The sequence below is a fragment of the Pseudonocardia parietis genome (assembly GCF_017876315.1).
Taxonomy (GTDB): domain Bacteria; phylum Actinomycetota; class Actinomycetes; order Mycobacteriales; family Pseudonocardiaceae; genus Pseudonocardia; species Pseudonocardia parietis.
The window spans coordinates 1,676,342-1,703,337 of record NZ_JAGINU010000001.1; the positions used below are offsets into that span (position 1 = coordinate 1,676,342).

Below are 26,996 nucleotides of genomic sequence, written 5' to 3' on the forward strand. Positions count from 1 at the left end.
CCGGTCAGGACTTGACGAGCGGCCCGCCCATGGCCATCGGGCGACCGCCCAGGGTCTGGCCGAACGCGTCGAACATGATGTAGGCGAACACCAGGCAGAACCCGAAGGTCGTGATCCCGGCGATCGGGAACAGCGCGGCGTTGCCTGCGGTCACGGCCAGGTAGGCGAGCACGAAGGTGACGTCGACCAGCACGAAGCCGACCGTGAACATCAGCGGCAGGCGCAGCGTCGCCAGCGTCAGCAGGATGAAGGCCAGGGTGAACGACAGCAGGTAGGTCGACTGGATCGACCCGATCTGATCGGTCGACAGCGGCCCGCCGGTGCCTGCGTCGACGATCCAGCCGTTGTTCAGGGCCATCAGCAGCACACCGAAGCTGATCCAGAACGCGGAGAAGACGCCGAAGATCGCGGCGGTGACGCTGTCCCCGGCCCGTAGCGATGCGGCGGTGGCCAGGAACAGGAACAGGCCTGCGGAGAAGGTGAGGATCGGGATCATGCCGCCGGGGAGTGCCGCGGTGTGGAGGTAACCGACGAACCACAGGCCCAGGGTGATGCCCGAGGGCAGGAAGCAGATCAGGCCCATCAGGGCGGGGTTGGCGGTCGGCGGCGCGGTCGCGGTGGGCGGGTTGTCGACCTGCGCACCAACGGTCTCGCTGTCCACGCTCATGGAGAACTCCTGTCGGGTAGGGCGGTCCGGCACACGCTGGTGTGATTTTGCTCTCGGTGAGATCGCCGGCGGCCCCTCCTAAGGGCCGGGCCGCGGCCCCTTCTCCGATGGCACGCGCCCGGGCCGTCGTCGCAGCTCGGAGCGTTGGCGTGCCCTACTCGCGCGGTGAGTGCACGACGTTCGGTCAGGGTCCGCGTCCCGTCCGGCACCTGCGAGTGCGCCGCGTGCAACGTGGCGCAACGGCCGGTACCGGGGCGTCAGCTGAGCTCGGCGAAGCGCTCGGTGTCCGCCGTCCTGCCGGCCACGATGAGCAGGTCGCCGCGCTGGACCACGGTCTCGGAGGAGGCGTAGGTGAAGCCCTCGCCGCGACGTTTGATGCTCACCACGGTGACGCCGTACCTGTGGCGCAGCTGCGACTGTCCGAGCGGCCGGCCGACGGCCTCCTCCGGGGCCAGGGTCTTGACCATGGCGTAGTCGTCCTCGAACTCGATGTAGTCGAGCATGCGGCCCATGACCAGGTGAGCGACCCGCTCGCCCATGTCGTGCTCGGGGAGCACCACGTGGTGTGCGCCGACCCGCTCGAGGATCCGGGCATGCTGGCGGGACAGGGCCTTCGCCCAGATCCGGGGGACGCCGAACTCGGCGAGGATCGACGTCGCGAGGATGCTCGACTCCAGCTCGGCCCCGATGGCCACCACCGCGCGCGGGAAGTTGTGCACGTCGAGCTGGCGCAGGGCCTGCTCGTCGGTGCAGTCGACGACCGCTGCATGGGTGAGCCGGTCCGCCCACTCGTTGACCACCTTCTCCCGATGGTCCAGGGCGAGGACCTCCGTCCTCCCGGTGACCAGTTCGAGAGCCAGCGAGCCACCGAACCGGCCGAGCCCGATGACGACCGCCCGGTTGCCGCCGTTGTGCCGCCTGCTGGCCGACCGCCTGCTGGCCGACCGCCTGCTAACCGACAACGAGTCGCTCCTCCGGTAGTTCGTAGCGGCGCCGCCGCTCGCGCAGCGCCAGCGCGGTCGCCGCCGTGATCGACCCCAGTCGTCCCACGATCATCAGCACGACGAGGACGAGCTCCCCCGCCACCGGCAGGTCCCCGGTGATCCCGGTCGACAGGCCGACCGTGCCGAAGGCCGAGGTGACCTCGAACAGGACCCGGTCCAGAGGATGCTCGGTCAGCGTCAGCAGCACCATCGTCGCGCCCATCACCAGGCCCACGCTGAGCAGCGCGATGGTCAGGGCCTGCCGCTGGACCGCGGCGGAGAGCCTCCGGCCCAGCACGTGCACCGTCGGCTCGCCGCGCACCTCGGCCAGGATGGCGAAGGCCAGCACCGCGAACGTCGTCACCTTGATGCCACCCGCGGTGCTCGCGCTGCCGCCCCCGATGAACATCATGATCTCGAAGAGCACCATGGTCTCCGGGCGCAGGCCCGAGACGTCGAACAGGGTCAGCCCGACCGACCGCAGCATCGTGCCGCTGAAGAAGGCGCCGAGCAGCTTCTCGCCCACACCCATCGGGCCGAGCGAAGCCGGGTTGCTCCACTCGCCGACGAGGACGAACACGAACGTGATGCCGAGCAGCACGAGACTCACGAGCAGGGTCAGCTTGGTGTGCAGCGTCCACTGCCGCGGACGGTGGTGGCGCCGGGCGATCTCGAACAGGACGGGGAAGCCGATCCCGGCGACGAACCCGACCACGCCGACCGGCAGCACGACCCAGGCGTCACCGGAGTACGCCGACAGACTCTGCGAGTACAGCGAGAACCCGGCGCCGGCGAACGCGGAGACGGCGTGGAAGACGCCCGAGTACACGGCCTCGCCGAGCGGCTGCCCGTAGCCCGCGACGAACCTGACGGCCAGCACCACCGCGAGGGCCGTCTCGATCGCGATGCTGAGTACGGCGATCCGGCGGACGACCCGGCGGACGTCGCGGGACCCGATGCCGCGCTGCTCCGCCTGCATGCTCGACTGCATGCCCATGCTGAACCGGCGCGAGACCAGCAGGCCCAGTAGCGACGCGACGGTGATGATGCCGATACCGCCCACCTGGATCAGGACCAGCAGGACGGCCTGCCCGAACCCCGACCAGTAGTGCTCGGTGTCGACGACGACCAACCCGGTGACGCAGGCGGCGGAGGTCGCGGTGAACAACGCGGTCGGGAAGTCCGCGACCTCGCCCGAGCTCGTCGCCACGGGCAGCATCAGCACGAGGGCACCGGCCAGGATGAACAGCGAGAACCCGATGAGCACCGAACGGGCCGGGTGCCGTCCGCCGGGCGAGACCACGCCGACCACCCGGACGGTGAGCCCGGCCAGAACCTGCCGGGCCGGTGAGGGACTCCCCGGGAGCTTCCGGAAGACCACCGGCGCAGACTAGTCCAGGCCCGCGGAAGGCCCGTGGACCGTCCGTGTGGGCGCTCGGCGTGGTGGCCGTGGGCTGCGGTTCCGCGCTCCTCGGTCGGTGCGGCACCCCCTGCCGGCGCCTGGGAGGATGGCCGCGTGAGTGCAACGGTCATGGACGGTAAGGCGACGCTGGCGGAGCTTCTCGAGGACCTGCGGGCGCGCATCGAGAAGCTGACGGCGGCCGGAGCGACGCCCGGGCTGGGGACGGTGCTCGTCGGGGACGACCCGGGGTCGCACGCCTACGTCCGCGCCAAGCACCGCGACTGCGCCAAGGTCGGGATCACCTCCTTCCAGCGCGAGCTGCCGGCCGACGCGAGCCAGGCCCAGGTCGAGGACACCATCGACGAGCTGAACGCCGACCCGGCCTGCACCGGCTACATCGTCCAGCTGCCGCTGCCGGCCGGGCTGGACTCCGGCGCCGCGCTGGAGCGCGTCGACCCGGCCAAGGACGCCGACGGCCTGCACCCGACCAACCTGGGCCGTCTGGTGCTCGGGGAGCCCGGCCCGCTGCCCTGCACGCCCCGCGGGATCGTCGAGCTGTGCCGTCGCTTCGGTGTCGAGCTGGCCGGTGCGAACGTCGTGGTCGTCGGGCGTGGTGTCACCGTCGGGCGCCCGCTCGGCCTGCTGCTGACCCGCCGGACCGAGAACGCGACCGTGACGCTGTGTCACACCGGCACGAAGGACCTCGGCGCGCACCTGCGCGGCGCCGACATCGTCGTCGCTGCGGCCGGAAAGCCCGGGCTGATCACCGCGGACCAGATCCGGCCGGGCGCGACGGTGCTGGACGTCGGTGTCACCCGGACCGACCTCGGGCTGGTCGGCGATGTCGCACCGGAGGTCGCGGAGGTGGCCGGCCGGCTGGCGCCGATGCCGGGTGGCGTCGGCCCGATGACCCGCGGGATGCTGCTGACGAACGTGGTCGAGGCAGCCGAACGGAGCTTGCCGGAGTGAGAGTTGGCACCGAACGGAGCTTGCCGGAGTGAGAGTCAGCACCGAACGGAGCTTGCCGGAGTGAGAATCAGGACCGAACGCGGTGTGTTCGCGTGAGCGCCGCGACCGCGGCGCTGCCGGTCGGCTGAGCGGAGGAGGCTCGATGGCCACCACGCGGAGCGGGTACGGGCTGCGTGCCCGGCTGCGTACCCACTGGCCGTTGCTCGCGGTGCTCGCGATCGCCCTGGTCGGGCTGCAGCGGGTGGTGACCGAGCACTGGCGGGAAGGTTCGGCGGCCTTCGGGGTGGCGATGCTGCTCGCCGCCGGCCTGCGGGTCGCGTTGCCGCAAGACCGGGTGGGCCTGCTCGCGGTCCGGGGCCGGCACGCCGATGCCCTGATCTACGGCGGGTTCGGTCTCGCCGTCCTGCTGCTCGCCCTGACGATCACCCGGGGCTCGCTGACGGTCGGCTGAGCGGCCGGTGCTCAGCCCCGGCCGTCGCCGGGGGTGGCCGGAGTGGCCGGACGCCGGGTCGGGGGCCGGCGCGGACCGGCGGGGCGCTTGCTGCCGGGGCGGCCGGGTCCGGTGCTGGTGGCCCGCGGGCCGGGCACCGGACGGCCGGAGGGCCGGTGCGCGCGGCGGGTCGGCCGGGCGGGGCCGGGGGCCTCGGGCGGCACGGTCGTCGTCGGCTTGATAATGATCATCGCTAACAACATTCTACCGATGGGTACGTACGCTCGGTCACGGGGAGGGGTCCGAAGGGGGTCGTGATCGTCCCGGGAGCCCGCCGATGATCACCCGAAGATCGTAACGATGATCGTTCGTACCCCCGGGGGTGTGGCGGCCACCGACAGCGCCCACCGACAGCGCCCACCGGCCGTGCGTTGGCCGAATCCGGCGGACAGGGGCAGGATCCGGGGTCATGGACGAGCGCAGCGGCCGGATCGTCGACATCCTCGTGACGGCGTTCGAGGACCTGATGGCCGCGGATCCGGCGGCCTTCCGGGCCAAGTTCCGGAAGATGGCGGCCGACCCCTTCGCGTTCTACCGCGGCAGCGCGTGCCTGTTCTACGCCGACGCCGCCGAGCGCGACGACCCGTGGGTCGACGACCGGACGAGCCGGGTGTGGATCCAGGGCGACCTGCACGCCGAGAACTTCGGCACCTACATGGACGGCGACGGCGTGCTCGTCTTCGACGTCAACGACTTCGACGAGGCCTACCTCGGGCACTGGACCTGGGACGTCACCCGGTTCGCGGCCAGCCTCTGCCTGCTCGGCCGGCGCAAGGCGATCTCCGACCGAGCCCTGTCCCGGCTCGTCGAGGTCTACTGCCGCAGCTACCTGGAGCAGGTGCGGCACTTCGCCGACACCGACGACGACCGGTTCGCGCTGCGGCTGGACACCACCGACGGGCCGGTGCGCCAGGTGCTGCAGTCTGCCCGCACCCGGACCCGGGTCGGACTGCTCGACGCGATCACCGAGACCGAGGGCTTCGACCGCATCCTGCGGGCGGGCCCGGGCCTGCGCGTCCTCGGCGACGACGAGAAGGCGAAGGTCACGGCGGCCTTCGAGGCCTACGTGCAGACCATCCCGCCCGCCAAACGGCACCGGGGTGTCGCCTACACGGTCAAGGACGTCGCGGGCCGCTCCGGTGTCGGGATCGGCAGTGCGGGGCTGCCGACGTACACGGTGCTGGTCGAGGGCCTCAACCAGGCGCTGGACAACGACATCGTCGTCTCGATGAAGCAGGGCAACGTGGCGGCCCCGTCGCGGGTGGTGACCGACGAACGGGTGGCGGCGTACTTCGAGCACCACGGGCACCGCACCGCGCTGTCGCAGCGGGCGCTGCAGGCGCACGCCGACCCGATGCTGGGCTGGACGGCCCTCGACGGCGTGGGGTTCGTCGTGGCCGAGGTGTCGCCGTACGAGGCCGACCTGAACTGGTCGGAGCTGACCGAGCCACACGAGATCGAACCCGTCGTCGCCGACCTCGGCCGGGCCACCGCGAAGATCCACTGCGTGGCGGACGCGGACGCCGACCACGATCTCGTCGACTTCCGGGTCGAGGAGGCGATCACCGACACCGTCGCCGGCCGGGAGGACGCGTTCATCGCCTGGGTCGTCGCGTTCGCGCACGACTACGCGCGCCGGGTCCGCGCGGACCACGGACTGTTCGTCGACGCCTTCCGGGAGGACCAGATCCCCGGCGTCAGCAGCAGCTGACCGACGCACCTTTGTGTGCGTACTTCCGGGACGATCGACACCCCGGGACCGGGCGCGGCCGGGTCACCACTCGCGCTGCAGTCCGCGGCGCTGTGCAACCTGCTGTCGGCCCCGGTGGCGTCCCGGACCTGATCGGGCCACACGTGCGAGGGCCCGCCTCCCGGGAAATCCCGGGAGGCGGGCCCTCGCCCGTCGTGCGCGCGGGGTGTCAGCCCTTGCCGGCGAACGCGTCGATCGCGGCGTTGAAGGTGCTGCTCGGTCGCATCACCGAGTCGGCCTCGGCACGGTCCACGTAGAAGTAGCCGCCCAGGTCGACCGGCTCACCCTGGACGCCGTTGAGCTCGTCCACGATGGTCTGCTCCTGCTCGGCCAGGGTCGAGGCCAGCGGGGCGAAGACCTTCGCCAGGTCCGGGTCCTCGGTCTGCGCGGCGAGCGCCTGCGCCCAGTAGAGCGCGATGTAGAAGTGGCTGCCCCGGTTGTCCAGCTCCTTCACCTTGCGCGACGGGGACCTGCCGTTCTCCAGCAGCGTGCCGGTGGCGTCGTCGAGCGCCTGGCCCAGCAGCTTCGCGCGCAGCGGGTCGGGCGACTTCGAGGCCAGCATCTCCAGCGAGACGGCCAGCGCCAGGAACTCTCCGAGGGAGTCCCACCGCAGGTGGTTCTCCTTCTGCAGCTGCTGCACGTGCTTGGGCGCCGAGCCGCCGGCACCGGTCTCGAAGAGGCCGCCGCCGTTCATCAGCGGGACGATCGAGAGCATCTTCGCGCTGGTGCCGAGCTCGAGGATCGGGAACAGGTCGGTCAGGTAGTCGCGCAGGACGTTGCCGGTGACCGAGATGGTGTCCTCGCCCTTGCGGGCCCGCTCCAGGGTGTAGCGGGTGGCGTCGGCGACGTTCATGATCTGGATGGTCAGGCCGTCGGTGTCGTGCTCGCCCAGGTACTGCTCGACCTTGGCGATGAGCTGCGCGTCGTGCCCGCGGGAGGCGTCCAGCCAGAACACGGCCGGGGCGCCGGTGGCCCGGGCCCGCTCGACGGCCAGGCCGACCCAGTTGCGGATCGGGGCGTCCTTGGTCTGGCAGGCACGCCAGATGTCACCCTCGGCGACCTCGTGGGACAGCTTCACCTCGCCGGAGCCCGCGTCGACCACGCGGACGGTGCCGGCCGCGGCGACCTCGAACGTCTTGTCGTGCGAGCCGTACTCCTCGGCCTTCTGCGCCATCAGGCCGACGTTCGGGACGGTGCCCATCGTCGTCGGGTCGAACGCCCCGTGCTCCTGGCAGTGCCGCACGGTCTCGTCGTAGAGCGCCGCGTAGGACGAGTCCGGGATGACGAACTTGGTGTCCTGGGTCGTGTCGTCGGCGTTCCACATCTGCCCGGACGACCGGATCGCGGCCGGCATCGAGGCGTCGATGATGACGTCGCTCGGCACGTGCAGGTTGGTGATCCCGCGCGAGGAGTCGACCTGGGCCAGAGCCGGGCCGGTGGAGTACGCGTCGGTGATGGCCTTCTCGATGGCGTCGCGCTTGTCCGCCGGGAGCTCTTCCAGGGCGGAGAGCACCGAGGCGAGCCCGTCGTCCGGGTCGGCACCCACGGAGGCGAGATCGTCGCCGTAGGTGGCGAAGACATCGGCGAAGTAGGCGCGCACCGCGTGCCCGAAGATGATCGGGTCGGAGACCTTCATCATCGTGGCCTTGAGGTGCACGGAGAACAGGACGCCCTGCTCCTTCGCCTCGGCGATCTGCTCGGCGAGGAACGCCCGCAGTGCCTCCTTGCGCATGACGGCGCCGTCGATCACCTCGCCGGCCAGGACCTTCACCGACTCCTTGAGGACGGTGACGGTGCCGTCGGCCGCGACGTGCTCGATCCGCACGGCGCCGTCGGCCGGGGCGGTGAAGGAGGTCTCGGAGTGCCGGAAGTCGCCGTCGGACATCGTCGCGACGTGGCTCGTCGAGTCCGGGCTCCAGGCGCCCATCGAGTGCGGGTGCTTGCGGGCGAAGTTCTTCACCGACGCCGGCGCCCGGCGGTCGGAGTTGCCCTCACGCAGCACCGGGTTGACCGCGGAACCCTTGACCGAGTCGTAGGCGGCGCGGGCGGCGCGTTCCCCGTCGGTCTGCGGGGCCTCCGGGTAGTCCGGGATGTCGTAGCCGGCGCCCTGCAGCTCCTTGATCGCCGCCTTGAGCTGCGGGATCGAGGCACTGATGTTCGGCAGCTTGATGATGTTGGCGTCCGGGGTCTTCGCCAGCTCGCCGAGCTCGGCGAGGGAGTCCGGGACACGCTGGGCGTCGGTCAGCCGGTCCGGGAACTTCGCCAGGATCCGGCCGGCCAGCGAGATGTCGCGGGTCTCCACGTCGACCCCGGCCTGGCCTGCGAACGCCTCGATGACCGGCAGGAAGGAATGCGTCGCGAGCGCCGGCGCTTCGTCGGTGTACGTGTAGATGAGCTTCATCTTGTGTCTGGCCTGCCTCGGGCTCGTCGTCGGATCGGATGCTGCGGCCCCGCCGCTGCGCCGACGACCTGCCCGGAACCGGGCGGGGCCCCGGCGCGGCGGCCCGCTTCCGCGCCACGCTATCCCGTTGACGCCGTCGCACGCGCGCAGGAGTAACCCGTCCGACACCCCGAGCGGTGGATCTGCGCACGCGGCCGGAGCGGCTACGGTGCACCGAGTCGGTGACGAGGGGAGCGACGGGCGTGGCCAAGCTGAAACTCCCGGGCTGGCGGAAGTCCTTCCTGCGCGGATGGCCGCTGGTCGGAGTGATCGCGGTCGTGCTGACCGCGGTGGCGCTGGGATACGGCGGTGCCACCGACCAGTTCGGCGGAGCCGCCTGCACGGTGACGGTGCAGGCCGCCGAGGTGACGGTCCGGGCCGCGCCGAGCCCGTCCGCGCAGCCCGTCGAGACGCTCGCCCGTGGTGCCGAGGTCACGGCCGAGACGATCGTCGACACCGGGTTCCGCAAGCTGACCGGCGGCGACCGGTGGGTGCCGTCGAACAGCGTGGCCGCGACGGCCGGGAGCGTGTGCTGAACCCGTTGCACACCGTGATCGTCCGTGCGGGAGAGTAGGAACGTGGTTCCTCCCGTCCGTGCTCTCGGCGCCGCCAATGTCAACGGCGTGCGGGCAGCCACCGCCAAGGGGATGCTCGACTGGCTCGCCGCGACCGATGCCGACGTGATCTGCCTGCAGGAGGTCCGGGCCCGGCCCGACGAGCTGCCGGCCGCCTTCGTCGAGCTGCTCGACGCCCACGGCTGGCACCTGCGGATGGCGCCCTCGGAGACGATGAAGGGACGCAACGGCGTCGCCGTCCTGAGCCGGGCCGAGCCGGAGGCCGTGCGGATCGGCTTCGGTGATCCCACGACCGACCTCGACGGCCGTTACCTCGAGGTCGACCTGCCGGGCGGGCTCACCGCCGCGTCGCTGTACCTGCCGAAGGGCGTCGCCGGTACCGACAAGCAGGACGCCAAGGACGCGTTCTGCAAGACCTTCGGCGACCACCTGCGCACCGCGTTCGACCGGTGTGCCGCGACCGGCCGCGAGATGGTCGTGGCCGGGGACTGGAACATCGCACCGACCGAGCGGGACCTGCGGAACTGGCGCAACAACCAGCGCAACTCCGGCTTCCTGCCCTACGAGCGGGAGTGGTTCGCCGGGCTGCTGGCACACGGCTGGGCCGACGTCGTGCGGGACCTCCACCCGGACACCGACGGGCCGTACTCCTGGTGGACCTACCGCGGGCGGGCGTTCGACAACGACGTCGGCTGGCGGATCGACCACCTGCTCACCACACCCGGTATCGCGGCGGCGGCGACCGGCGCGGTCGTGCAGCGGGCCCCCTCGCACGACACCCGCTGGTCCGACCACGCCCCGGTGGTCGTCCGGCTGGGAGCCGCCGGGTGATCGAGAGCAGGATCGTCGGGGGCCGCTACCTGCTGTTGGCCGAGCTGGAGCGCCGGGGATTCGGCCCCTCGCACCGCGCCGAGGACCGGATCACCGGCCGGACGGTCGTCGTCACCGAGATCGCGGTACCCGCGGACGGCGGCGCGCGGGAGCGGCTGCTCGCCGAGGTCCGGGCCGCGGGGCGGCTGCGGCACCCGGGCGTCGTCGGCGTGCTGGACCTGATCACCGACCGGGCCACCGACGGCGGGATGCGCGAGTACCTGGTCACCGAGCATCCGGAGACGCGCCCGCTGAGCCACGTCGTGGACGGCGAGCCGCCGCCGGCCCGCCGGGTCGCCGCGATCGGGCGTGACGTGCTGGCCGCACTGCGCGCCGTGCACGCCGCCGGCGGCACGCACGGTGGTCTCGACCCCGACTGCGTGCTGCTCACCCCGGACGGGCGCGGACTGGTCACCGACATCGGGCTGGCCCGGGCGGTCGGGGCGCGGACCGGCGGACGCGGCGGGTTCACCCCGCCCGAACGGGACCGTGAGCGCGGGGACACCCCGGCCGCGGACCTCTGGAGCCTCGGGGCGGTGCTGCACCACACCGCCGGGAGACGGATGACCCACGGCAGCCCGCTGGCGCTGGCGATCACCGGGCTGACCGCGGCCGACCCGGCGGAGCGGATCGGCCCGGACCACGCCGAGGCGCTGCTGGAACGGGCCGCGCGACCCCGCCCGGCAGGCGGAGACCTCGGGCGCAACCGCTGGATCCTGCTGGTCGTGGCCGGTCTGCTGCTGGTCGCGGTCGCCGGGATGGTCCTCTGGGCGGTGCTGTAGGGCGATCGGGCCGTGCGACGGCCGGGCCCGGCACCGCCGGAGATCGACCGGGCCTCGCCCGCCGGGCCCGGCGTACCTACTGTGAGGGCATGGCCGACTCTCCCGCCGCCCCGATCGAGCCCGCCCCCAGCGCCTCGGCCGTCCGCCGTGCGCTGCGCCGGGTCCGGGACGGGTCCATGTTGGACGTCACCGAGGCCGCCGTGCTGCTCGCCGCTCGCGGCTCGGACCTCGACGAGCTGCTCACCCACGCCGGCCGGGTCCGCGACGCCGGGCTGGTCGAGGAGGGCCGCCCCGGTGTCGTCACGTACTCGCGCAACGTCTTCATCCCGCTGACCAGGCTCTGCCGGGACCGCTGCCACTACTGCACGTTCGCGACCGTCCCGCACCGGCTCGAGTCGCCCTTCCTCGAACGCGACGAGGTCGTCGAGATCGCCCGACAGGGCGCCGCGCAGGGATGCAAGGAAGCCCTGTTCACCCTCGGCGACCGCCCGGAGGACCGGTGGCCGCAGGCGCGGGAGTGGCTCTCCGAACGGGGTTACGACTCCACCCTGGACTACGTGCGGGCCTGCGCGATCGCGGTGCTGGAGGAGACCGGGCTGCTGCCGCACCTCAACCCGGGCGTCATGTCGTGGGAGGAGGCCACCCGGCTCAAGCCGGTCGCCGCCAGCATGGGCATGATGCTGGAGACGACCTCGCAGCGGCTGTTCGAGAAGGGCGGCCCGCACTTCGGCAGCCCGGACAAGGAGCCCGCGGTCCGGCTCCGTGCGCTCACCGACGCCGGCCGCGTCGGGGTCCCGTTCACCACCGGGATCCTGATCGGGATCGGGGAGAACCGCACCGAGCGGGCCGAGTCGCTGTTCGCGATCCGCTCCGCGGCCCGGTCGCACGGGCACGTGCAGGAGGTCATCGTCCAGAACTTCCGGGCGAAGCCGGACACCGCGATGGCGAACGACCCGGACGCCGACCTCGACGACCTGGCCGCAACCATCGCCGTCGCCCGGCTGGTGCTCGGCCCGAAGGTACGGCTGCAGGCCCCGCCGAACCTGGTCGGCGGCGAGCAGGCGCTGATGCTGCGTGCCGGGATCGACGACTGGGGCGGGGTGTCGCCGGTGACCGTCGACCACGTCAGCCCGGAGATGCCGTGGCCGGCCGTCGACGAGCTCGCCCGGGTCACCGCCGCGGAGGGCTTCGAGCTGGCCGAACGGCTCACCGCGTACCCGCGCTACATCCGTGCCGGGTCGCCGTGGATCGACACCCGGCTGCACGCCCACATCGCCGCGCTCGCCACGGCCGACGGGCTCGCCGACCCGGACGCGGTCGTGCAGGGCCGGCCCTGGCAGGAGCCCGACGGCGGGTTCGAGTCCTCCGGCCGGATCGACCTCAACGCCACGATCGACACGTCCGGGCGGACCGAGGACCGGCGCAGCGACTTCGGGTCGGTCTACGGCGACTGGGACGAGGTGGCCGCCGAGCTGGCCGCGCAGCGCTCGCACGCCCCGGCCCGCCTCGACGGTGACGTGAAGACCGGGCTGGACCTCGCCGCGTCCGACCCGGCGGCGCTGCTGGACCCGGCCCACGCCGCCGCGGCGATGGCCGTCCTCACCGCCGAGGGCCCGGCGCTGGGGACGTTGGTGTCGCTCGCCGACGACGTCCGCAGGGCGGTGAACGGCGACGACGTCACCTACGTGGTGAACCGCAACATCAACTTCTCGAACGTCTGCTACGTCGGCTGCCGGTTCTGCGCCTTCGCCCAGCGCGAACGCGACGCCGACGCGTTCCGGCTCTCGCTCGACGAGGTCGCCCAGCGCGCCGCCGAGGCCGCCCGCGACGGTGCGACCGAGGTCTGCGTGCAGGGTGGCATCGACCCGCAGCTGCCGGTGTCGTTCTACGCCGATCTGGTCCGTGCTGTGCGTGACGCGGTACCGGGCATGCACGTGCACGCGTTCTCCCCGATGGAGATCGTGTCCGCCGCGGCCAAGGCGGGCGTCTCGATCCGCGAGTGGCTCTCCGAGCTCAAGGCGGCCGGGCTGGGCTCCATCCCGGGCACCGCGGCGGAGATCCTCGACGACGAGGTCCGCTGGGTGCTGACCAAGGGCAAGCTGCCGGCGTCCCAGTGGATCGAGGTCGTCTCGACCGCGCACGAGCTGGGGATCCCGTCGTCGTCGACGATGATGTACGGCCACGTCGACGAGCCCCGGCACTGGCTCGGCCACCTGCGCACCCTCGCCTCGATCCAGGACCGCACGGGAGGGTTCACCGAGTTCGTCCCGCTGCCGTTCGTGCACCACAACGCCCCGATCTACCTGGCCGGGATCGCCCGGCCGGGCCCGACCGAGCGGGACAACCTGGCGGTGCACGCCTTCGCCCGGCTCGCCCTGCACGGCCGGATCGACCACGTGCAGTGCTCCTGGGTGAAGCTCGGCGACGATCTCGCCGCCGGCATCCTGCGCGGCGGCGCCGACGACATGGGCGGCACCCTGATGGAGGAGACGATCAGCCGGATGGCCGGCTCGGAGAACGGCTCCGAGCGCTCGGTGGAGGAGCTCACCGCGATCGCCCGCGCCGCCGGCCGCCCGGTGCGGCAGCGGACCACCACCTACCGCGGCGAGCCGTCGGTACTCACCCCGACCACCCCGCGGAGCCTCCCGCTCACTCCCGCCTGATCGCGGGCCCCGTGAGGGGCACACCAGGGCTGCCGGCACAAGGTCGAACTGCTCGGGTGTGCCCCTCGCGGCACCGCGCCACGGCTCGTGGCGGCGCTACCGTGGGGGTATGGGTGTGCTCGGAGAGATGTTCCCGCGGAAGCGGATCCACGAGGACTCGGATGCCGCGCAGGGCGGTCAGCCGTGGCAGCTGGGGCCGATCGACCTGGACAAGGGTGTGGTGACGGTGGGGCCCGTCGCGGACCCCGAGGCCCCGGAGGAGACCGAGCCCGGCACCGACACCGAGCCCCGCACGGGTACCGGCACCGGGCCGGATCGGCCGTCCTGACACACGTGGCCGGCCGGATCGCGGCGGCGTCCCCCTCCGCGCCGCCACGGCCCCGACCGGCCCCGGCCGGTGGATCGGACCCCCGACGCCGATCCACCCTCCACCGCCCCGGGCCGGAATGCCCGTACCCGGTCGCCTCGGCGCTTCCCCCGTCGCGCCTGGCTTCGATCAGCAGAGTCAGAGCGACGGTACGATCATGGTCGGGCGAGGTCAAGGAGGCGTCGTGCGATCGCAGGAACTCGGTGCCGTCGGGCGCGGCCTCGGTCTGCTCGCGGACACCTGGACCCTGCTGATCCTGCAACGCGCGTTCCTGGGGGTCCGCCGGTACGCGGGGTGGCGGGAGACCCTCAAGATCTCCGACGCCACGCTGTCCGCGCGGTTGCGCTCGATCGTCGACGCCGGCCTGCTGGAGACCCGCTCCTACCGGGAGGGCGGGCGCGAGCGGCGGGAGTACCTGCTCACCGAGCGCGGTGCGGACCTCTGGAAGCTCCTGATCACGATCTGGGACTGGGAGAAGGCCAGGGTTCCGCGCGAGACGCCGCTGCCCGACATCGTGCACCGGGCCTGTGGCGAGCCGGCCCTGCTGCTGCCCAGGTGCGCGTCGTGCGGCGAACCGGTCGGGCCGCGGGAGACCGAGGTGACCCGGGCGCCCGGCTCGCCGGGGTTGGAGACGCTCTCCCGCCAGCACCCGCGCCGGACCCGCGGCCGGCTCCCCGAGGACCCGCTGTCCGTCCTCCCCGGCGCCATGGAGATCATCGGCGACCGGTGGGGCGCGACCGTGCTCGGCGCCGCGCTGACCGGGATCCGGTCGTTCAGCTGTTTCGCCACCGTGCTGGCGATCTCGCCGGAGGTGCTGTCGGACCGGTTGCGCCGCTTCGTCGACCTCGGGGTGCTGTCCCGCACCGGCTCCGGTGAGTACCGGCTCACCGACAAGGGCCGGGCGTCGTTCCCCATCCACGTCAGCCTCGTCGAGTGGTCGCACCGCTGGCTCGGCGGCGACGGCGCACCGATCGACCTGACGATCCGGCACCGGACGTGCGGCGCCGTGCTGCGGCTGAGGCTGGACTGCGACCGGTGCGGGGGGACGTTCGACCGGCGCTCGGTGTCCCCGGTCCGGCCGGGCTGAGCGGGCTGGAACGATGGGGTCATGGTCGACGCCCACCGTCCCCGCGTGCTCTCCGGGATCCAGCCCACCGCCGACTCGTTCCACCTCGGCAACTACCTGGGCGCCTTGCGGCAGTGGGTGGCGCTGCAGGACGACCACGAGGCGTTCTACTGCGTCGTCGACCTGCACGCGATCACCGTGGAGCACGACCCGGCCGAACTGGCGCGGCGCACCCGGGTGGCCGCGGCGCAGCTGCTCGGTCTGGGCCTCGACCCGGACCGGTGCGCGCTGTTCGTGCAGTCGCACGTGCCCGAGCACGCTCGGCTGAGCTGGGTGCTGGAGTGCATCACCGGGTTCGGCGAGGCCGGCCGGATGACCCAGTTCAAGGACAAGTCGGCGAAGCAGGGCACCGACCGGGCCACCGTCGGGCTGTTCACCTACCCGGTCCTGCAGGCCGCGGACATCCTGCTCTACCAGGCCGACCGGGTGCCGGTGGGCGAGGACCAGCGCCAGCACCTGGAGCTGACCCGCAACCTGGCGCAGCGGTTCAACCACCGCTTCGGTGAGACGTTCCGGGTGCCCGAGCCGCACATCCCGCAGGCCACCGCGAAGATCTACGACCTGCAGGAGCCGACGGCCAAGATGAGCAAGTCGGCGTCGTCGCCGTCCGGGATCGTGGAGCTGCTCGACCCGCCGAAGACGTCCGCGAAGAAGATCCGCTCGGCCGTCACCGACAACGAGCGTGAGGTTCGCTACGACCCGGAGAACAAGCCGGGCATCGCGAACCTGCTGACGATCAACGCGGCGATGACCGACCGCAAGGTCGCCGAGGTCGAGGCCGAGTACACGGGCAAGGGGTACGGCGACCTCAAGAAGGATCTCGGCGAGATCGTCGCCGCGTTCGCGGAGCCGTTCGCCGAGAAGGTCAACGGGTACCTGGCCGATCCGGCCGAGCTCGACCGGGTGCTGGCGAAGGGCGCCACCCGGGCGCGCGAGGTGTCCGGCGCGACACTGGCCGCCGTTCACGAGAGGATCGGTTTCCTCCCGCCGGCGGGCTGAGGCACCGGCGGGCGAGGCACGACCGACCCCGGGGGAACCATGGCCGACAACCGTCCGACCACGACGGCGCACCGGTTCGAGGACGACGAGGAGGGCCCGACCTTCCTCGAACGTCAGCGGGAGAAGCACCCGTGGCTCGACCACCTGGTGCGCGCGGGCGCGCGGTACACCGAGAACCATGGCGACCACTACGCCGCGGCGATCACCTACTTCTCGATCCTGGCGCTGGTGCCGCTGCTGATGGTCGCGTTCGCCGCGGCCGGGTTCGTGCTGCGGGGCAACGAGGAGCTGCTGACGTCCCTGAAGGACTCGATCTCCTCGGCGGTTCCCGGCCAGGAGCTGGCGGCCACGATCACCGGGGTGATCGACACGGCGATCTCCCAGGCCGGTGCGATCGGTGCGGTCGGCCTGGTCGGTGCGCTGTACTCCGGGATCGGCTGGATGAGCAACCTGCGCGAGGCGCTCACCGAGCAGTGGGGGCAGCGCGACGAGGCCCCGCCGATGCTCAAGCGGCTGGGATTCGACCTGCTCGCCCTGGTCGGTCTCGGGCTGGCGCTGGTCGCCTCCTTCGCGATCGCCTCGGTCAGCGGTGTGCTCGGTCAGAGCCTGCTGGACCTGGTCGGTCTCGGCGGCGTCGGCTGGGCGCAGACCGTGCTGGTCGTCGTGTCGTTCCTCGTCGGCATCGGGGGGAACTGGCTGGTCTTCCTCTGGGTGATCGCCCGGCTGCCCCGCGAGCCGGTGACCTTCCGCAGCGCGGCCAAGGCGGCACTCATCGGCGCCGTCGGCTTCGCCGTCCTGCAGCGGGTGATGGTGGTGTACCTGGGCACGATCTCCTCGTCCGCGGCCGGTGCCGCGTTCGGGTCGATCCTCGGTCTGCTGATCTTCATCTTCTTCACGTCCCGGTTCCTGCTGTTCGTCACGGCCTGGGCCGCCAGTGCCGAGGAGAACGACCAGGGGCCGCGGGACGTCCCGGCCCCGGCCGTCATCCGCCCGCAGTACGTCGTCCGGGAGGGCCCCGGCGCGCTGGCGTCCGCGGGCCTGTTGACCGCCGGCCTGCTCGGTGGGGCGCTCGGGCTCCGGGCACTGGGCAGGCGCCGACACGGAGGGTGACGATCACCGGCGTACGCGCCTGCGAATGCCGCGGCGTCAGGTCCGATCGGCCGAGTGTGCGGTGAACCGGTAACGGACGGTGCCGGAGTTCCGATCCGACTGATATGCCCGAAACCACCGAGGCGGCGCTGTCGCTCCCGGACCTGATCCCCGCGCCCCGGAAGCCGGAGGGGCCGGGAGCCGGCTCGCCTCGAGCGGATGCGCCGGAGGGGGTGCACGCCTCCCCGGGAGGCGTCCCCGATGCTCCCGGTCCCATCGGAGTCACGGGTCCCCTCGGAGCCGACGCTGCTGACCAGGCTGCCGGGTCTGACCTGGTTGCTGGGGCTGACCTGGTTGCCGGGGCCGGGGCGGCTGGGGGTACCGCCCGGGTGATCATCCGTTCAGTGCCGATCGGTGCCACGGATGGCACCGATCGGCACTCGACCGACGATCACAACCGGCCCGCGGGGGAGCGGCTCGCGTTCCTCTGGACCACGCTCGGCGCCCTGGTGGGATCCGCGGTCGTGGCGGGGCTGTTCCTCGCCTTCCTCGCGCTGCTGCCCTGACCGGGAGCGCCGCGCGAGCCGGGGGCGGTGGCGCCGGGACTCGCCGCAACGTCGCCGAGCCAGCAGTCGATCTGCCCGGCCACCCGGACGGGTGCGACGTTCAGCGCCTGCGCCACCGGAGGCGCGCCACCAGCAGCGCGACCAACCCCACCACCACGGCGACCCCACCGACGACCGCGGCGGCCGGGACACCGGCGTCCGGCGCCGGGGGCACGACACCGGACGGAGACGCCGGATCGTCCAGGGCGCCGGCCCCGCCGGCAGCTCGCTCCGACCGGCCCGGGTCCGAGCGGCCCAGGTCACCCGAGCCCGAGCCACCCGAGCCGTTCGAGCCGGGCCCGGCCGGGCCCGCCCCCATCGCGGCCTGGGGGCCCGTGACCGAACCCGGTTCGACGAGCGTCCCGATCCCGGCGGCCGGGGCGCCGAACCCCCAGTCCAGCAAGGCGCGGGCCTGGTCGACCATCCGCACCGGCCGCGGCTCACCCCGGACCAGCGCGACGACCAGGCGTCGCCCGTCCCGCTCGAGGGCACCGACGAAGGTGTGCCGTGCCGCGTCGGTGAAGCCGTTCTTGCCACCGAGGAAACCGGGGGTGCCGAGCAGCTGGTCGTCGTTGCCGAGCTCGAAACCCGGCCGGTCGGCGAAGCCCGGGAACGGGATGCTCGGCGTCAGCAGGATCGCCGCGACCTGCGGCCGCTCCAGCGCCGCGCGCAGGATCAGGGCCAGGTCGTAGGCCGACGACGACGAGCCCGGCCCGTCCAGCCCGGACGGTGTCGCTGGCCGGGTGTCGAGCGCGCCCAGGTGACGGGCGGTGTCCTGCATCGCGGCGAGCGTCGCGGGTACCCCGCCGAGCTCGCGGGCCAGCGCGTGGGCGGCGTCGTTCCCGGAGGCCATCAGCAGGCCGTGCAGTAGCTGGTCCACCGTGTACCGGCCACCGGGGCCGATCCCGGCGCGGCTGCCGTCGACGCGCCCGTCCTCCACGGTCCCGACGACGACCCGCTCCGGCGGCAGCAGGTCGGACGCGACCATCGCGAGCAGCAGCTTGATCGTCGATGCCGGGCGTTGCCGGGCGTGCGGGGACCGGGCCGCCAGCACGGCGCCCGAGTCCAGGTCGGCGACCACGTAGGACGCGACGCCGACCGGGGGCGGCGGTACCGCGCCGGCGTGCGCCTCGGTGCAGACCGCCAGGCCGCCGACCGCCGGATCCGGTACCGGCAACGGCGCCACGGCCGCGCCCGTCTCCTCCTTCGCCGGGGGCCCGGGCGGAATCTCCTGGCCGGGGCACGGCGCCGCCGGGGTCACCGCCGGGACGGTCGTGGACAGGGACCCGGTGCCCGCCGCGGTCCCGACGGCCCACCCGGACTCGGACCCGGCCCCGACCCCGGTGCCGGCTGCGGACACGGTGCCCTGCGCGGCCCCGGTGCCGGGCGCGAACGCGGCACCCGTCGCGCACAGCAGCGTGGCCACCAGCAGGCCGGGGAGCAGTGGCGTGCGGACGCCACGGCGGCGCACCGGGTGGCCCGTGGTCGTCACCCCGGCAGCATGCCCTACCGGGAACCCTCGACGAGGCCCTTCACCCGCTCCAGGCTGCGCTCCAGCCCGTCACGCATCATGGCCTCCCGGTCCTTGCCGAGGATCCCGCTGCGCTGCACCAGCCGGATCGGCAGCGCGGGCGTACCGACGCTCTCCCGCCAGGCGACGACCCGGGTGGCACCGTCGTCGGAGGGGGTGAGGATCCAGCCCCACGCCGTCCGTGACTCGGTGACGACGAAGGTGAACCGCCGGCCGGGTTCGCACTCGGTGATCCGGCAGTGCGTCGACCAGCGCATCTTTCCGCGCCGGTTCCCGCCGACGAAGCGGGCGCCGACCGCGGGCCCGGTCGCACCGTCGCGCCACCGCCCCCCGACGGCCTCCGGGCTCCACTCGCCGGCCCGGGTGATGTCCGAGACCAGGGCCCACACCGCGTCCGGCGGGGCGTCCACGGTCAGTTCCGCACTGTCCACGACAGCTCCGTCCTCCTCGACGATCACGCAAGAGACACGCCCGGTCAAGATCGTCCGGGTCGGTGGACGGTACCGCCCGTCAACCGCTCGACGATTTCCAGGCGGGATGGTGTCACGACGATGTTGCGACCCTGCCGCTCGGCGCGGTGAGCGGTTACCGTCCCGCGGCAACGTGTGCTGCCGCCCGGTGGCGCCGGAACCGGGGGGAGGACGTCCGTGCGGATCAACCAGCGCATCGGACGGCGGGGCAGGTTCGCGACCGCGGTCGCCATCGCAGCCGTTGCGGCTCTCGCACTGTCGGGTTGTGCCCGGGACACCGGCGGTGGGGGGACCGCCCAGGGCGGGGAGTGCGAACGCGTCGCACCGCCGTCGGTCCCGGCGGCGAGCGCGCAGCCGGAACCGGACAAGCCGAAGGCCGACGCGAGCGCGCTCAAGGTGGGCCTGGCCTACGACATCGGCGGGCGGGGCGACGCGTCGTTCAACGACGCCGCCGCGGCAGGCCTGGACCAGGCCGTCGCCGAGCTCGGCCTGCAGAAGGCCAACGCCCGGGAGGCCACCGCCCAGCAGGGCGAGAGCGAGGACGCCGGGACCACCCGGCTGCGCCAGCTCGCCCAGGGCGGCTTCAATCCGGTCATCGCGGTCGGGTTCAACTACGCCAAGGGCGTGGACACGGTCGCCAGGGAGTTCCCGCAGACGAAGTTCGCGATCGTCGACGACGACACCGTGGACCTGCCGAACGTCACCCCGCTGGTCTTCGCCGAGGAGCAGGGCTCGTTCCTGGTCGGCGTCGCGGCCGCGCTGAAGACCGAGACCTGCAAGGTCGGCTTCATCGGCGGCGTCGACAGCCCGCTGATCCAGAAGTTCGACGTCGGCTACCAGCAGGGTGCCGAGGCCGCCGCGCCGAGCATCGAGGTGGACTCGGACTACATCTCGCCGGCCGGTGACTTCTCCGGCTTCAACGACGCCACCCGCGGTACCGAGATCGCGTCCGGCCAGTACGACGCCGGGTCGGACATCTCGTTCGCCGCGGCGGGCCAGTCGAACCAGGGCGTCTTCGCCGCCGCGAAGGACACCGGACGCCGGGCGATCGGCGTCGACTCCGACCAGTACAACTCGCCGCAGCTGACCGAGGTCCGCGACGTGATCATGACGTCGATGGTCAAGCGGGTCGACGTGGCGGTGTACGACTACATCAACGCGGTGGCCGGCAACACGATCGAGACCCTCCCGGAGCGGTTCGACCTCAAGAACGACGGCGTCGGCTACTCGACCTCCGGTGGGTTCGTCGACGACATCAAGCCCCAGCTCGAGGCCTACAAGGCGGCGATCATCGCCGGCGAGATCCAGGTGTCGTCGACCAAGTGAGCGAGCACGCGGTCGAGCTGCGGGGGATCACCAAGCGGTTTCCCGGTGTCGTCGCGAACGACGGTGTGGACCTCGCCGTGCGGAGCGGGGAGGTCCACGCCCTCTGCGGTGAGAACGGGGCGGGCAAGTCGACCCTGATGAAGATCCTCTACGGGATGCAGGCGCCCGACGAGGGGACCATCGCGGTCGGCGGGGCCCGGACGCACTTCCGGACCCCGGCGGACGCCATCGCCGCCGGGATCGGAATGGTCCACCAGCACTTCATGCTGGCCGACAACCTGACCGTCGCGGAGAACGTCCTGCTCGGGGCGGAGCGGCTGCACGGGATCGGGAGGGCGGCCCGCACCCGGATCGCCGAGCTCGCCGGCACGGTCGGGTTGTCGGCGGTGAGCAGAGCAGGTGCCCGCTCCGCCGATGCCGTCCTCGACCTGCTCGTCGAGCACCTGGGCGTCGCCGACCGGCAGCGCATCGAGATCCTCAAGGTGCTCTACCGCGGCGCGCGCACGGTGATCCTGGACGAGCCGACCGCGGTGCTGGTCCCGCAGGAGGTCGACGAGCTGTTCGCCACCGTCCGGACGATGCAGGGCGACGGCTACACGTTCCTGTTCATCTCGCACAAGCTCGACGAGGTGCGCGCGATCGCCGACCGGATCACGGTGCTCCGGCGCGGCCGCACGGTCGGTACGACGGACCCGGCCAGCGTGACCAACTCCGAGCTGGCCGAGATGATGGTCGGCTCCGAGCTGCCGTCGCCCCAGACGCGCGAGTCCACCGTCACCGACCGCGAGGTACTGCGGGTCGAGGCACTCGGCCTGCCCGATCCGGCGGGCGGGCGGGACCTGCTCGACGGCGTCGATCTCGTCGTGCACGCCGGTGAGGTGCTCGGCATCGCCGGCGTCGAGGGCAACGGCCAGACCGAGCTGGTCGAGACGATCATGGGGATGCGCCGGCACGCCCGCGGACGGGTGCTGCTCTCCGGTGAGGACGTCTCAGGACTGTCCACGATGGCCCGCCGCGAGCACGGCGTCGGCTACATCCCGGAGGACCGGTCACGGCACGCGCTGCTCGGCGACCAGCCGTTGTGGGCGAACCGGGTGCTCGGCTTCCAGTCACGGCCGCCGATCGGCAGGCACGGTCTGATCGACCGGGCCGCGGCCCGGGGCGACACCGAGCGGATCGTGGCCGACTTCGACGTCCGCACACCGGGCATCGACGTGATGGCGTCGGCACTGTCCGGCGGCAACCAGCAGAAACTCGTCGTCGGGCGGGAGCTGTCCGGCGAGCCGGCGCTGCTCATCGCCGCGCACCCGACCCGTGGTGTCGACGTCGGCGCCCAGGCCGGGATCTGGGAGGAGCTCCGGCAGGCCCGAGCCGCGGGCCTGGCCGTACTGCTGGTCTCGGCCGACCTGGACGAGCTGATCGGCCTGTCCGACACGCTCGCCGTCATCCTCGACGGGCGGCTGGTCGGCACCGCCGATCCCGCTACCGTCACCCCCGAGGAACTGGGCACGAAGATGACCGGGGCGACGGCATGACGCGGCTGCGGGGCGCGGTCCTGGCGCCCGCACTCGCGATCGCCGTGGCCGCCCTGCTCTGCGCGATCATGCTGCTGATCAGCGGGGCCTCACCGTGGACCGCGCTCACCACCATCCTGTCCCAGCTCGGCAGGGGCACGGTCGCGGTCGACACCGTGAACTCGGCGGCCGTCTACTACATCGCCGCGCTCGCGGTCGCGATCGGCTTCCAGATGCGGCTGTTCAACATCGGGGTCGAGGGGCAGTTCCGGGTCGCCGCCTGCGTGGCGGCGATCGTCGGCGGGACGGTGGTCCTCCCGCCGGTGCTGCACACCCTGCTGATCATGGTGGTGGCGGTGCTGACCGGTGCGGCGTGGATCGCGATCCCGGCACTGCTCAAGGCCTACCGCGGTGTCTCCGAGGTCATCTCGACGATCATGCTGAACGCCATCGCCACCGGCCTGATCGCGTTCCTGATCCGTGCCGAGACCTTCGGTGAGCTGCGCGGCAACAACATCACCACCCCGCCGATCCCGGAGTCCGGCTGGTTCCCGGGGATCCCGGTGGGCAACGGGGCGATCTTCGGGATGGTGTTCGTCGCCGCCGCGCTGGGCGTCGGCTACTGGTTCCTGCTCGGCCGGACCCGGTTCGGGTTCGAGCTGCGCGCCTCCGGCGAGTCGACGACGGCGGCGTCGGCCGGCGGGGTGAACGCGCGGCGGACGATCGTCGTCGCGCTGCTGCTCTCCGGCGCGATCGCCGGTCTGATCGGGCTGCCCGAGCTGCTCGGCCGCGACCACGCCTACACGCTCAGCTCGCCGCAGGGCTACGGCTTCACCGGCATCGCGATCGCGCTGCTGGGCCGCAACCACCCGGTCGGGATCGCGCTGGGTGCGCTGCTGTGGGCGTTCCTGGACAAGTCCGCGGTCGGGCTCGACGTCGTCGGCATCCCACGGGAGATCGTGCTGATCATGCAGGGGCTGATCGTGCTGTCGGTGGTCGTCGCGTACGAGCTGGTGAGCCGGGTGGAGCGGCGCGCCGAGCAGCGGCGGGTCGCGGCCGGTGTCCCGGAACCGGCGGGGGCTCCGTCATGACCGCCGTGACCGCCGTTCTCGATCGTGCCGGGAAGCTTCCCGGCTGGGCCCGCTCGGCTCTGATCGCGGCCGGCCTCGTGCTCGTCCTGTCGATCACGGTGACGCTGACCGGGCAGCTCCAGCTCACCTCGTCGGGGACCTCGGAGGCCGCCGTCCGGCTCGGGTTGCCGATCCTGTTCGCCGCGCTCGGCGGCCTGTGGTCCGAACGCGCGGGCATCATCAACATCGGCCTCGAGGGCATGATGGTGCTCGGCACCTGGGGCGCCGCCTGGGCCGGTTACCTGGGGGGCCCGTGGGCCGCGGTGCTCGGTGGGCTGGCGTTCGGCGCGCTCGGCGGGCTGCTGCACGCGATCGCGACGGTCACCTTCAACGTCAACCACATCGTGTCCGGGGTGGCGATCACGCTGCTCGGCACCGGCCTGACCAAGTACCTGGCGTCGCTGGTGTTCACCCCGGTCTCGCAGAACCCGCGCCAGTCGCCGCGGATCGACGGTTTCACCGAGTTCTCGGTCCCCGGTGTCTCGCAAGGGCTGGCCGCGCTCGAGGCCCAGCAACGGGTGTTCGTCTCCGACCTCGCCGGGCTGCTGTCCGGCCTGGTCACCGGCCTGACACCGATCGTGGTCCTCGGGCTCGCGCTGGTGCCGGTGAGCTACTGGATCCTGTGGCGGACCCCGTTCGGCCTGCGGCTGCGCAGCGCCGGCGAGGCTCCGGTGGCGGCCGAGTCGCTGGGTGTGAACGTCGTCCTGCACAAGTACACGGCCGTGATCATCTCCGGCGGGCTGGCCGGGATCGGCGGCGCGGCCCTGGTGCTCAACCCCGGCCAGCTCGGCTACCTGGAGAACCAGGTCGGTGGCCGCGGGTACATCGGCCTGGCCGCGATGATCTTCGGCAACTGGCGGCCCGCCGGGCTGCTCGTCGGGTCGGCGCTGTTCGGCTACGTCGACGGCCTGCAGCTGCGCGCCGGGGGCGAGGCCGTGCACGCCCTGCTCTACGGCGCGACCCTGGTGGCGGTCGCCGTCGCGGTGCTGTGGGCGATCCGCCGCATGTGGACGGCCGCCGCGGTCGCGCTGGGATCGGGCGCGGTGGTCTATGCGCTGTACTGGACGTTCGACACGGTTCCCTCGGAGTTCGCCTCGTACGCCCCGCAGCTGGTCACGCTGATCGTGCTCGCGGCCGCGTCCCAGCGACTACGACCACCCGCGCGGCTCGGGGAGCCGTACCGACGAGGGGAGGGCCGATAGATGGTCGGCGGAGGACCGTCCGGCGCCGGAGCCGGGATGATGGGAACGGGGCAGCCCGCCCCGGACTGGGAAGCCCTGCGATCGGCGGCCGTGACCGTCGCGGCCCGGGCCTACGCGCCGTACTCCGGCCTGCAGGTCGGTGCCGCGGCGCTGGTCGACGACGGCCGCGTGGTCACCGGCTGCAACGTCGAGAACGTCTCCTACGGGCTGGGCGTCTGTGCCGAGGTGACCATGGCCGGGCAGCTGCGGCTCTCCGGCGGCGGCCGGCTGCTCGCGGTCGCCTGCCGGTCGGGCACCGGCGCGCTGCTCATGCCGTGCGGGCGTTGCCGCCAGGTGCTCTACGAGTTCGGCGGCCCGGAGCTGCTGTGCGACACCCGGCGCGGCGTGCTGCCGTTCACCGAGGTGCTACCCGACGGCTTCGGCCCCGCCGACCTGCCGGCAGGCCGAAAGTGAGCACCGCCGACAGCTCGAGGTACAGGGTCCCGCACCGGGCAGGGCGGAAGCGCGCGCCTCGGCGCCCGGGTGCCCCGGCATCGACGGGAGGACGCACGATCGGACGATCGAGCCGCACGTTGTCGCCCCGGGCGGGGCAGATTCGTGCCGCTCACGGCTTCCCTCACCGTCGGGCAGCACGTTGTTGCCCTGCGTGGGGCGAGACCGTGCGGCTCGATCGCCGGGACCGGGACCGGGACCGGGACCGGGACCGGGGCGGTGGCGCGTGAGCCCCACCGAGCCGGCACCGCCGTCGTTCAGCGCGGTGGAGGTGATCGCGGCCAAGCGGGACCGCCGCGGGCTCTCCCGCGAGCAGATCGACTGGGTGCTGGGCGCGTACACCCGCGAGGAGGTCGCCGACGAGCAGATGGCCGCGCTCGCGATGGCGATCCTGCTCAACGGGATGGATGCGGCCGAGACCGCCCACTGGACCCAGGCGATGATCGACTCGGGGGAGGTCCTGGACTTCGGTGACGTCGGGCGGCCGCTGGTCGACAAGCACTCCACCGGCGGGGTCGGGGACAAGATCACGCTCCCGCTGGCGCCGCTCGTCGCCGCGTGCGGGGCCGCCGTCCCGCAGCTGTCCGGGCGCGGGCTCGGGCACACCGGCGGCACGCTGGACAAGCTGGAGGCGATCCCCGGCTGGCGGGCGTCGCTCACGACCGAACAGATCCGTGCGCAGCTGGTGGAGGTCGGCGCGGTCGTCTGCGCGACGACACCGACGCTCGCGCCCGCCGACAGACGGCTCTACGCGCTGCGCGACGTCACCGGGACCGTCGAGTCCGTCCCGCTGATCGCCAGCTCGATCATGAGCAAGAAGCTCGCCGAGGGCACCGGTGGATTGGTGCTCGACGTCAAGGTCGGCTCCGGCGCGTTCATGAAGACCTTCGAGCGCGCCGGTGAGCTGGCCGACGCGATGACCGCGATCGGTGCCGCGCACGGCCTTCCGACCACGGCGCTGCTGACCGACATGTCCCGCCCGCTCGGGCGGTGCGTCGGCAACGCGCTGGAGGTCGCCGAGTCAGTCGATGTGCTGCGCGGCGGCGGACCGGACGACGTCGTGGCACTCACCGTCGCGCTCGCCGGGGAGATGCTCACGCTCGCCGGCCTGCCGGACGCCGACCCGGCCGCGGTGCTCGCCTCGGGCGCGGCGTACGAGGTATGGGAACGGATGATCGCCGCGCAGGGCGGGGACCCGTCCGCGCCGTTGCCGGTCGCCCGGCACGTCGAGACGGTCACCGCCGACCGCTCCGGTGTCTTCGCCGGGGCCGACGCGCTCGCCGTCGGCACCGCGGCCTGGCGACTCGGCGCCGGGCGGGCCCGCAAGGAGGATCCGGTCCAGGCCACGGCCGGGGTGCGGATGCTCGTCGGTCCCGGGGACGAGGTCCGGGCCGGGACCCCGCTGCTGGAGCTGCACACCGACACCCCGGAACGACTCGCGGACGCCCGCCGCCTGCTCACCGGGGCGGCGCTGCCGGTCGACGCCGATCCGCCGCCGGAGCGGGCCCTGGTGCTGGACGTCCGCCGCGCCGGCTGAGAGCGGCTGCCGTGGTC

25 protein-coding genes are annotated in these 26,996 nt (G+C 72.8%); 18 read left to right on the forward strand and 7 right to left on the reverse strand.

Annotated elements, in window-relative coordinates:
* Positions 1-4: 4 nt before the first annotated feature.
* From JOF36_RS07995 to JOF36_RS08005, 3 genes are all read right to left on the reverse strand, one after another.
* A complete protein-coding gene (locus tag JOF36_RS07995; protein WP_210025785.1) occupies positions 5-667 on the reverse strand; it encodes a GPR1/FUN34/YaaH family transporter in 663 nt (220 codons plus the stop codon).
* Between the two features lie 257 nt (positions 668-924).
* Positions 925-1,554: a potassium channel family protein gene (locus JOF36_RS08000; RefSeq protein ID WP_307862744.1), complete on the reverse strand. Its 630-nt coding sequence runs from the start codon at positions 1,552-1,554 to the stop codon at positions 925-927.
* A gap of 64 nt (positions 1,555-1,618) precedes the next feature.
* Positions 1,619-3,031: a TrkH family potassium uptake protein gene (locus JOF36_RS08005; protein ID WP_307862270.1), complete on the reverse strand. Its 1,413-nt coding sequence runs from the start codon at positions 3,029-3,031 to the stop codon at positions 1,619-1,621.
* Positions 3,032-3,166: 135 nt separating this feature from the next.
* Here JOF36_RS08005 and JOF36_RS08010 point away from each other — a divergent pair, with 135 nt between their 5' ends.
* Both JOF36_RS08010 and JOF36_RS08015 read left to right on the forward strand, forming a co-directional pair.
* On the forward strand, positions 3,167-4,021 hold the full coding sequence (locus tag JOF36_RS08010; RefSeq protein WP_210025789.1) for a bifunctional methylenetetrahydrofolate dehydrogenase/methenyltetrahydrofolate cyclohydrolase: 855 nt from the start codon (positions 3,167-3,169) through the stop codon (positions 4,019-4,021).
* Positions 4,022-4,163: 142 nt separating this feature from the next.
* Positions 4,164-4,472: a DUF3017 domain-containing protein gene (locus JOF36_RS08015; protein ID WP_210025791.1), complete on the forward strand. Its 309-nt coding sequence runs from the start codon at positions 4,164-4,166 to the stop codon at positions 4,470-4,472.
* 11 nt (positions 4,473-4,483) lie between these two features.
* On the opposite strand, the gene JOF36_RS08020 is transcribed toward JOF36_RS08015, so the two are convergent.
* The gene (locus JOF36_RS08020) at positions 4,484-4,702 is read right to left on the reverse strand and encodes a hypothetical protein (RefSeq protein ID WP_210025792.1); all 219 of its coding nucleotides are present in this window, start codon (positions 4,700-4,702) and stop codon (positions 4,484-4,486) included.
* 218 nt (positions 4,703-4,920) lie between these two features.
* Here JOF36_RS08020 and JOF36_RS08025 point away from each other — a divergent pair, with 218 nt between their 5' ends.
* Positions 4,921-6,222 carry a DUF2252 domain-containing protein gene (locus tag JOF36_RS08025; protein ID WP_210025794.1) on the forward strand — a complete coding sequence of 434 codons (1,302 nt, stop codon included), beginning with the start codon at positions 4,921-4,923 and terminating at the stop codon, positions 6,220-6,222.
* A 208-nt stretch (positions 6,223-6,430) separates the two neighbouring features.
* Here the strand turns inward: JOF36_RS08025 and JOF36_RS08030 are convergent, their stop codons facing one another.
* Positions 6,431-8,662, reverse strand: coding sequence for an NADP-dependent isocitrate dehydrogenase (locus JOF36_RS08030; protein WP_210025796.1), 2,232 nt, complete (start codon positions 8,660-8,662; stop codon positions 6,431-6,433).
* A 242-nt stretch (positions 8,663-8,904) separates the two neighbouring features.
* Here JOF36_RS08030 and JOF36_RS08035 point away from each other — a divergent pair, with 242 nt between their 5' ends.
* The 9 genes from JOF36_RS08035 to JOF36_RS08075 all read left to right on the forward strand — a co-directional run bounded on the left by JOF36_RS08035 (position 8,905) and on the right by JOF36_RS08075 (position 17,738).
* Positions 8,905-9,237 carry a hypothetical protein gene (locus JOF36_RS08035; RefSeq protein ID WP_210025798.1) on the forward strand — a complete coding sequence of 111 codons (333 nt, stop codon included), beginning with the start codon at positions 8,905-8,907 and terminating at the stop codon, positions 9,235-9,237.
* A gap of 42 nt (positions 9,238-9,279) precedes the next feature.
* A complete protein-coding gene (locus tag JOF36_RS08040) occupies positions 9,280-10,107 on the forward strand; it encodes an exodeoxyribonuclease III (protein ID WP_210025800.1) in 828 nt (275 codons plus the stop codon).
* Entirely contained in the window at positions 10,104-10,928 is an 825-nt protein-coding gene (locus JOF36_RS08045; RefSeq protein ID WP_210025802.1) for a protein kinase domain-containing protein, read from the forward strand. Before JOF36_RS08040 ends, JOF36_RS08045 begins: the two co-directional genes overlap by 4 nt.
* An 89-nt stretch (positions 10,929-11,017) precedes the next feature.
* On the forward strand, positions 11,018-13,591 hold the full coding sequence (locus JOF36_RS08050) for a bifunctional FO biosynthesis protein CofGH (protein ID WP_210025803.1): 2,574 nt from the start codon (positions 11,018-11,020) through the stop codon (positions 13,589-13,591).
* A gap of 109 nt (positions 13,592-13,700) precedes the next feature.
* Entirely contained in the window at positions 13,701-13,919 is a 219-nt protein-coding gene (locus JOF36_RS08055; protein ID WP_210025805.1) for a hypothetical protein, read from the forward strand.
* A gap of 223 nt (positions 13,920-14,142) precedes the next feature.
* A complete protein-coding gene (locus tag JOF36_RS08060) occupies positions 14,143-15,045 on the forward strand; it encodes a winged helix-turn-helix transcriptional regulator (RefSeq protein ID WP_210025807.1) in 903 nt (300 codons plus the stop codon).
* Between the two features lie 21 nt (positions 15,046-15,066).
* Entirely contained in the window at positions 15,067-16,083 is a 1,017-nt protein-coding gene (trpS, locus tag JOF36_RS08065; protein ID WP_210025809.1) for a tryptophan--tRNA ligase, read from the forward strand.
* Between the two features lie 39 nt (positions 16,084-16,122).
* Positions 16,123-17,193 carry an inner membrane protein YhjD gene (gene yhjD / locus JOF36_RS08070; protein WP_210025811.1) on the forward strand — a complete coding sequence of 357 codons (1,071 nt, stop codon included), beginning with the start codon at positions 16,123-16,125 and terminating at the stop codon, positions 17,191-17,193.
* A gap of 383 nt (positions 17,194-17,576) precedes the next feature.
* Positions 17,577-17,738, forward strand: a complete 162-nt coding sequence (locus JOF36_RS08075) for a hypothetical protein (protein ID WP_210025813.1) — start codon at positions 17,577-17,579, stop codon at positions 17,736-17,738.
* A gap of 100 nt (positions 17,739-17,838) precedes the next feature.
* Here the strand turns inward: JOF36_RS08075 and JOF36_RS08080 are convergent, their stop codons facing one another.
* Positions 17,839-19,269 (reverse strand): D-alanyl-D-alanine carboxypeptidase family protein, encoded by a 1,431-nt coding sequence (locus JOF36_RS08080; RefSeq protein ID WP_307862271.1) that lies wholly within the window; start codon positions 19,267-19,269, stop codon positions 17,839-17,841.
* A 14-nt stretch (positions 19,270-19,283) separates the two neighbouring features.
* The gene (locus JOF36_RS08085; RefSeq protein ID WP_210025815.1) at positions 19,284-19,739 is read right to left on the reverse strand and encodes an SRPBCC family protein; all 456 of its coding nucleotides are present in this window, start codon (positions 19,737-19,739) and stop codon (positions 19,284-19,286) included.
* A 216-nt stretch (positions 19,740-19,955) separates the two neighbouring features.
* Here JOF36_RS08085 and JOF36_RS08090 point away from each other — a divergent pair, with 216 nt between their 5' ends.
* From JOF36_RS08090 to JOF36_RS08115, 6 genes are all read left to right on the forward strand, one after another.
* Positions 19,956-21,104, forward strand: a complete 1,149-nt coding sequence (locus tag JOF36_RS08090) for a BMP family lipoprotein (protein WP_210025817.1) — start codon at positions 19,956-19,958, stop codon at positions 21,102-21,104.
* Positions 21,101-22,639, forward strand: coding sequence for an ABC transporter ATP-binding protein (locus JOF36_RS08095; RefSeq protein WP_210025819.1), 1,539 nt, complete (start codon positions 21,101-21,103; stop codon positions 22,637-22,639). Before JOF36_RS08090 ends, JOF36_RS08095 begins: the two co-directional genes overlap by 4 nt.
* Positions 22,636-23,709, forward strand: a complete 1,074-nt coding sequence (locus JOF36_RS08100) for an ABC transporter permease (RefSeq protein ID WP_210025821.1) — start codon at positions 22,636-22,638, stop codon at positions 23,707-23,709. Before JOF36_RS08095 ends, JOF36_RS08100 begins: the two co-directional genes overlap by 4 nt.
* Positions 23,706-24,950: an ABC transporter permease gene (locus JOF36_RS08105; protein ID WP_210025823.1), complete on the forward strand. Its 1,245-nt coding sequence runs from the start codon at positions 23,706-23,708 to the stop codon at positions 24,948-24,950. The genes JOF36_RS08100 and JOF36_RS08105 overlap by 4 nt, the downstream gene beginning before the upstream one ends.
* Positions 24,951-24,986: 36 nt before the next feature.
* Positions 24,987-25,403, forward strand: a complete 417-nt coding sequence (locus JOF36_RS08110) for a cytidine deaminase (protein WP_245350723.1) — start codon at positions 24,987-24,989, stop codon at positions 25,401-25,403.
* A 265-nt stretch (positions 25,404-25,668) separates the two neighbouring features.
* Positions 25,669-26,979 carry a thymidine phosphorylase gene (locus tag JOF36_RS08115; protein ID WP_210025828.1) on the forward strand — a complete coding sequence of 437 codons (1,311 nt, stop codon included), beginning with the start codon at positions 25,669-25,671 and terminating at the stop codon, positions 26,977-26,979.
* The last annotated feature ends 17 nt before the right edge of the window (positions 26,980-26,996 follow it).

What these genes read in the sequence shown, in the direction of transcription:
- JOF36_RS07995 (WP_210025785.1), bottom strand. Translation starts at nt 667, where the DNA reads ATGAGCGTGGACAGCGAGACCGTTGGTGCGCAGGTCGACAACCCGCCC.
- JOF36_RS08015 (WP_210025791.1), top strand. Translation starts at nt 4,164, where the DNA reads ATGGCCACCACGCGGAGCGGGTACGGGCTGCGTGCCCGGCTGCGTACC.
- JOF36_RS08020 (WP_210025792.1), bottom strand. Translation starts at nt 4,702, where the DNA reads ATGATCATTATCAAGCCGACGACGACCGTGCCGCCCGAGGCCCCCGGC.
- JOF36_RS08025 (WP_210025794.1), top strand. Translation starts at nt 4,921, where the DNA reads ATGGACGAGCGCAGCGGCCGGATCGTCGACATCCTCGTGACGGCGTTC.
- JOF36_RS08030 (WP_210025796.1), bottom strand. Translation starts at nt 8,662, where the DNA reads ATGAAGCTCATCTACACGTACACCGACGAAGCGCCGGCGCTCGCGACG.
- JOF36_RS08050 (WP_210025803.1), top strand. Translation starts at nt 11,018, where the DNA reads ATGGCCGACTCTCCCGCCGCCCCGATCGAGCCCGCCCCCAGCGCCTCG.
- JOF36_RS08055 (WP_210025805.1), top strand. Translation starts at nt 13,701, where the DNA reads ATGGGTGTGCTCGGAGAGATGTTCCCGCGGAAGCGGATCCACGAGGAC.
- trpS (WP_210025809.1), top strand. Translation starts at nt 15,067, where the DNA reads ATGGTCGACGCCCACCGTCCCCGCGTGCTCTCCGGGATCCAGCCCACC.
- yhjD (WP_210025811.1), top strand. Translation starts at nt 16,123, where the DNA reads ATGGCCGACAACCGTCCGACCACGACGGCGCACCGGTTCGAGGACGAC.
- JOF36_RS08100 (WP_210025821.1), top strand. Translation starts at nt 22,636, where the DNA reads ATGACGCGGCTGCGGGGCGCGGTCCTGGCGCCCGCACTCGCGATCGCC.
- JOF36_RS08105 (WP_210025823.1), top strand. Translation starts at nt 23,706, where the DNA reads ATGACCGCCGTGACCGCCGTTCTCGATCGTGCCGGGAAGCTTCCCGGC.
- JOF36_RS08110 (WP_245350723.1), top strand. Translation starts at nt 24,987, where the DNA reads ATGATGGGAACGGGGCAGCCCGCCCCGGACTGGGAAGCCCTGCGATCG.